Source organism: Thermodesulfovibrionales bacterium (genome assembly GCA_035686305.1).
GTDB lineage: Bacteria > Nitrospirota > Thermodesulfovibrionia > Thermodesulfovibrionales > UBA9159 > DASRZP01.
The window spans coordinates 1-6142 of sequence record DASRZP010000087.1 but is presented as its reverse complement, the minus strand read 5'-3'; the positions used below and the strand labels follow the sequence as shown (position 1 = coordinate 6142).

The following is a 6142-nucleotide window of genomic DNA, read 5'->3' as shown; positions in this document are numbered from 1 at the left end:
GGAAGGGAGGATCCGGGATTCCATCGAACCCACAGCCCTGTTGTATGAGCCGATGGCCTTTTCGAGATGGGAACCGAGACTCTCAAAATGTTTGGCAAGGGTGCTCATCCTCTCATAGAGTTCCTTGCCGAGAATACTCACCTGATGTGCGCTCTTCGTGATCTGTTCCTGCTGCCAGCCGTAGGCAACGGCCTTAAGAAGCGCAATAAAGGTAGTGGGAGTGGCCAAAATCACTTTCCTGAGACTGCTGTCCTCGATGAGCTTATGGTCGTGCTCCAGGGCAGCACTGAAGAATGATTCCCCCGGGAGATACATCACGACCATCTCGGGAGACTTCGGGAACTGGTCCCAGTAGGATTTGGATCCGAGAGTGTTCATGTGTGTCCTTACCTGGCTAACATAGTGTGTCAGGGCCTTGCGTTTCTCTTCATCGGAAGGCTTTGATACCGCATTCAGGTAGGCATCCACCGGCGCCTTGGCGTCGACAACGATCTCTCTGCCGTTCGGAAGACGGACGATCATGTCGGGCCTCAGACGGCCCGTCTCCGTGGTCACAGAAACCTCTTCAAAGAAATCACAGTACGCCGTCATCCCGGCAAGTTCTGCTGCCCTCTTCATCGAGAGCTGGCCCCATGAACCGCTGACCTGAGGCTTTCTCAACGCAGTCACGAGACTGCTCGTTTCCCGCTGCAACTGCTGGTGGGTCGTGGCGAGCATCTTTATCTGCTCGTCGAGGCTTGTGTAATCCTGTTTCCTCTTGACCTCTATGGAATGTATCTGCTCTTCATATTTTCTTAATGCGTCACTCAAGGGCTTGAGAAGCCCGTCCATGGCAGCCTGATGCTCCCCGAGTTTCCCCTTCGTGTCTGTCACAACCTTGCCGAGATGTTCGGAGGCAAGCCGGAGGAAGTCCTCGCTGCTGCTCTTGAGGGCTGCGGAGGAAAGGGCATTAAAGGTGTCGGTCATCTCTTTCTTCATTGCGTCAAGAAGCCCTCTCTGCTCTTCAAAGCTCTTGCGGGCTTCCTCGAGTCTCGTCAGTGCCCCAACTTTCGACTGTTTTTCTGCGTCAAGCTCATTCCGAACCTGGTTTATCTCGGAGTCCTTCTGCTGGATCTGCTGCCTCAGTTCGCTGACAACCGCTTCCGCACTTCGTGCCTTTACGTCAAGTTCTGTGAGCCGGTTTGATAAATTCATCTGGACGTCTGCAATCTGCTTCTCACATTTCTTTTGCTGGAGCATCGTGGCAATAATCGCCGCGAAAAAACCTCCTACAAGAATTCCGAGAATCAAATACATTATTGTTTCCATGCTATCTCCTGGTAGAATTTGAAGAACCTTAGGCAAGACCGCAGGCTGTCTGAAGGTTTATTCTTTGTGTTTATTGTCATTCCCGCTTGTCGGGAATCCTTTTTAAAGAAAGATTCTGGACAAGCCAGAATGACAAAAAGAGAGAAACCCTGTAGCAAGACAATAGGGAACTGCATCTTAAATTCTCTCATACACCCATACCCTTCCGCCGTTTCTTATTATGTCGACTCTTCTCACAAGATGCTTCTTATGAAGGTTCAACAGCCTTGTTCCGCTCGTGTTTGCGGGCAGCTTTAATGCCGCGGAAAGATCACCGGCGGTACTCTTCCCTTTCCTCGCTATGAAATCGAGAGTCTCATGCAGATAGTTATTCAGGCTGCCCACAAGGATCTTCTTGCCGCTCCTCATCTCAACAATAACGGCAAGGTCTTTCCGCTCCAGGGCAACCTCAATGTTTTCCTTCTGGTTTTCGTTTAGACCGATGAGGATAATATACTTGTCTCCATATTCACCGCTCAATAATCTTGAAACAAGCTTTGCGACAATCTCGTCGGCACAGGAGTAATCGATTATCCCGATCTTCGAGAAGTCGAGGGCAATAACTTCGCCGTCCTTTTCATTCTGTAGATCCCGCTCAATTCGCTCCCGTATCGTCTGACCGGACGGACGAGTAACTAGGTCCGAAGAACCGTTTCCGAGTTCTTCCTTGAGGAGTTTATAGAGGTTGTAAGTGGACATGTTCAATTTCCTTCCTCAATAAGCTGCCACTCGGCATAACCATCTTTCCTCTCATCAAGACGTTTTCCCTTTAAGACAATCTTCTTTCTTGTGGGATGTGTCTTGACCGTTATATAAGCCCGAACGATATTCGCAACCGTCGCCTCCTGAAATGTCATCTCAGTACCGTCCTGCAAGACAATGGTCGTCCTCAGATGCTCATGCCCTTCAGGAATTTCGGCAATTATTTCCTTTATGTCTTCATTGTGGATGAGCATGGAATCCGTTATTCTTTCTTGATCTCCTCGAAATGCACTATATTATTCGGCTCATTCTCGATCCACACGCTGCTGCCCCAAAATGATATTTATAATAGGGCCATTGTCCTTGTGAAGATTGCATTTGCCAATGACTTGAAGGCATTAGTTGGTCTTAGCGAATCCGCTAATGTCGGCGGCCACACTAAATTGTACTTTCTATCATATACCGCAAGTCCGAAGCCTTCGAATTTCCCGTAGGCGTTAAGTGGGCGTTCGCGCGGTATTGAGCGGCTGCAGATACTGCTCATTTGTTTGAGCGTTGCTGCCGCCGCAGCCCATTCTGGAAAGGAGATTACCCCACCGATAACGCACATGGGAAACCGTTCATGCAGGTTCGTGGCAAATGCAGTGAGATCGTTATGACCGTTCTTCCAGTTTTTGTTTAAACTGTCCTTAGACTGGAAATGCTTCGGATCAACGGCAAGAACCAACCCCGCCTCATCGTTGGTCATCCATACGTCAACCTCCTGCCATCGAATTGCGCCCAGAAAAGTTTTCCCTTGATGATGAATATGCCACTTGTCTTTCTTTACATGTTTTAAGAGCTCTTCAGTTTGGTTTCCGATAATATCTTCCAGGTGCTTTGTGATGCACACGGCTGTCCACTGTTGCAGCGCGAGAGCCAATGCCTGCTGTTTGGCTTTTGTAAGGCCGACTTCAGGAGTCTCAGCCACATGGCGGCTCACGATATCTTTCCAAAGGGCTTTCTCAGCTGTGTCCATTTTTCTTGTTTTTTCTCCTTGTGATGAGTTTGGCAAGTATAGTTCTTGCGATCAGGAGGTCATTACGGGTAAACGTCTTCGGCACAACAATCTGATCAATCAACTCGCTTGTCTTATCAAAATGCCTTTGTCTTGCAAGGCTATCTATTTCATCAAAAAACGCTCCTAGTAGTGGCATGGGTGGCGGCAAGGGTATGTTATTCGCCTCGCTTGGCATTAATTCAAGAACGCCGCCTCCGTAACTCCTGCCCGTCAATTCACAGGCGATCAAGGTAAAAGTATTCATAAAACTCGCAGCGTGAAGTTTGCCGAGTGACTGTTTCCGCCATCTGACCCGGTGAACTGTATCCGTGGAAGTGCATTTTCTGGTGAGATGAACCAGCCTCGGTACCTCACCAGCCTGCCTCAACAAGATTGCATCGGCAGGCCAAATACTCGGTACCGCATACCAGGGATCCCGAATTCTGCACTTGTAACGCTGATGTATTCCCTCTTTTATGCCTTCTGACAAATATTCCTGCAATGACTGAGGAAGGTTCTTGAGAGATTCGGCAGTGGAAATCAAAAATAAGGAATTGCCATTGCGTGCAAGGTTTTTAAAATCCTGTGCCGCAAACTGAATGCCCTGCAATTCGCGTGCGCTCGTGATGATCGGCGTGAATAAATTATCAGCCTTTAATTTTTTTACCTTTGACTCAGGCACGATGAAAAAGTTGTTATCTCCGGTAACTACGCCCACTTCTACACGTCCGTATTCACTCAAGGGCTTCCATCCCAGGCCGGAAAAAACTTTGCTCACGAAGCTTCGCTCGTCCGCCGAAAGAAAAACGTGAGTCCATTTCGGCGTCCAGTCCCATTCTGGCGCCGAGTCTGTGTCGTAGGGAGGCCCTTTTTCAAGCTGAGAAAAGGATATGGTCAGCAAGCCTGCCGGACCCGAAGTTTCATTCTCACAAAGGAGAAGCACAACGGATTGTTGGACGGTTGAAAAAATACTGCCGTTAGGAACACAAATTATGACCCTTCTGAAAAACTTGAGGAGTAATCGCCGCAGCTCTTCCGCATAGCTCACGTGGAGCAGTTCTTCGGGGATAACAAATGCCATCCTTCCATTTTCCGTCAGAAGTTTGGAGCTTATCGCCACAAATGGGACCCATGTGCTCATAAGCCGGGATGGATGCAATCCCATTTTTCCCATCTGATGAAACGCTACCTTTCTGCTGGGCTCCGGGAAAAGATGAGAGCGAATAAAAGGTGGATTTCCGACAATGGCGTCAAATCTCGGGGCATCCAGCGCCCATTCAAAAAAATCAGCGCAGATTGCACTGGATTCAGCAGCAGCTTTGGGGTCAATATCTACGCCCATACAAAAAGGCTTCTTATTTCCAATGGCTATCATATGTTCCTTGGCGGCCTTCAGGAAAACGCCGTCCCCGCAGGAAGGGTCGAGGACTTTATCATGATGCGAACGAATAGCCCATCGGACCAGCGCAGATGCGACCCGTGGAGGTGTATAAACAGCGCCAAGAACTTTCTTAGCAGCGCCGTTCTGCTTGTAACGGTTAACTGAAGCTGAAACAGCTTCTTCCGAAAGTGTTAGCGCGCTTGTTTCGATTGATCCCATAGCCTTATCGACTGCTTCAAATTCCAAGTTTTCCTGTAACGGTATGTTGTATTTGCAGTTTTTCATTAGTTAATCGTTTCCTGTAATTAAGTATAGTTACCTCTTGTTCTATCTTGTTGATGCCGTCCCTTTCCCTTGTGTCAATAGCTTCTCAACTGCCGCCACAATCATTTCGAATTCTTTCGGAAATGTTTGACTTATGGCTAGGCTAACAATATTCTTAAGTTCCTCAACTGACCGACCCAAGCGCGACGATAATTCAAACAAAATATCATGATGGTCTAATTGCGCAACAGCATTAAAAATTGGCAAAACATCTTCTTCATCGGCAGATAATAACTCCGCAATCTTTCTTAAGAAATCGTGTTTTACTAAAAGGTTTTGAAGCCACTTTTCAGGCGCACATTTTCCTGGCAGTGAAGAGGAATGGTCCTTTAACCAATTTAAATCTTCTTCCGACAAATTTTTTTGAAGATGCCTACCGAACGCCTTTACAAAAGAATCTTCAGGTATATCACCATCACAAATTCCTAATACCTCTCGCATGTGTGGGTCACGCCGCGCAGCTGCCATTTGGCCCGCCACATAGCAGCGTATGAATTGCGGGGTTGCATCAAGTACCTTTAGCCTGGTAAGTCTGGGATTCGGAGTAATGCGATACCTCTTGTCCTTCTTAGCCGTCAGCATAACACTCCTTTATGATCGTCTCGTTAAGGTAACAGCTTTGTCGAAATCAACCAGCGTCACTGATAAATCCACTCCCATTCATCCTTTATCTGTTCATAGACCTTACACTTCAACATCTGCTCACATTCAGGACAGAACCCGTCACAGCCATCGTCCACATAGGCAAATCCGAGCTCCTCAAAGATTTTGTGGAACTGTTCCGGGTCTTTTGAGTACCGCTCGAACTTCGCGATCCTGTCCCTGAAATGAGCTTTCAATGCTTCTTTATCCCAGTAGTCTTTCGTAATATAAACTCCTCATCAAGCCCTTCCTTTCTTGGAGGGGGGACTTCGAAGCCATTTCAACTGATTCAATTGAACCATAATTCGGAGCAGATGTCAAGAGGGATTTTTTCGAAAGACGAGATGAGTAGGCTACAACAATGAAAGAGCAAAGAGAACGTCTACACCTCGGGCAGCATGATATTAATCTGTGCTCCCGGGAAATAAGCAAGTTTGACCTCTTTCCTTTTGCCCCATCCCCATTCCGGTATTATCGAGAGCTTTGCTGTCCCTGAACGAATCGAAAGTTTTCCGTTCCAATCATGAACAAACCGCCTCACTGCGGCAAGCCCATGTCCCCTCCCCTCATCCGCGTACCGCGATGCCCCCTGAAGAAGGGCCCTATCGATGGCCTCATAATCGCCTTTTAGCAAGAATCTCTCCGACAGTGATTTCTTAAAGCCGATGCCGGTATCCATGACAGCGATCTTAACAATATTCTTCTTA

At 47.7% G+C, this 6142-nt stretch carries 8 protein-coding genes; all 8 read right to left on the bottom strand.

What is annotated here, in order from left to right; translation table 11 throughout:
- A partial coding sequence (rmuC, locus tag VFG09_10075; protein HET6515494.1) for a DNA recombination protein RmuC occupies window positions 1-1308 on the bottom strand: 1308 nt, incomplete at its 3' end.
- Between the two features lie 177 nt (window positions 1309-1485).
- Complete coding sequence (locus VFG09_10070; GenBank protein ID HET6515493.1) at window positions 1486-2046, bottom strand: STAS-like domain-containing protein; 561 nt, start codon at window positions 2044-2046, stop codon at window positions 1486-1488.
- Window positions 2047-2048: 2 nt separating this feature from the next.
- Window positions 2049-2303 carry a hypothetical protein gene (locus tag VFG09_10065; protein ID HET6515492.1) on the bottom strand — a complete coding sequence of 85 codons (255 nt, stop codon included), beginning with the start codon at window positions 2301-2303 and terminating at the stop codon, window positions 2049-2051.
- Window positions 2304-2392: 89 nt separating this feature from the next.
- On the bottom strand, window positions 2393-3067 hold the full coding sequence (locus tag VFG09_10060) for a hypothetical protein (GenBank protein ID HET6515491.1): 675 nt from the start codon (window positions 3065-3067) through the stop codon (window positions 2393-2395).
- The gene (locus VFG09_10055; GenBank protein ID HET6515490.1) at window positions 3054-4754 is read right to left on the bottom strand and encodes an N-6 DNA methylase; all 1701 of its coding nucleotides are present in this window, start codon (window positions 4752-4754) and stop codon (window positions 3054-3056) included. The genes VFG09_10060 and VFG09_10055 overlap by 14 nt, the downstream gene beginning before the upstream one ends.
- A 42-nt stretch (window positions 4755-4796) precedes the next feature.
- Window positions 4797-5375: a hypothetical protein gene (locus tag VFG09_10050; protein ID HET6515489.1), complete on the bottom strand. Its 579-nt coding sequence runs from the start codon at window positions 5373-5375 to the stop codon at window positions 4797-4799.
- Between the two features lie 56 nt (window positions 5376-5431).
- Window positions 5432-5632, bottom strand: coding sequence for a hypothetical protein (locus VFG09_10045; protein ID HET6515488.1), 201 nt, complete (start codon window positions 5630-5632; stop codon window positions 5432-5434).
- A gap of 185 nt (window positions 5633-5817) precedes the next feature.
- Window positions 5818-6142 (bottom strand): ATP-binding protein (locus tag VFG09_10040; GenBank protein HET6515487.1); only part of this gene is annotated, 325 nt, incomplete at its 5' end.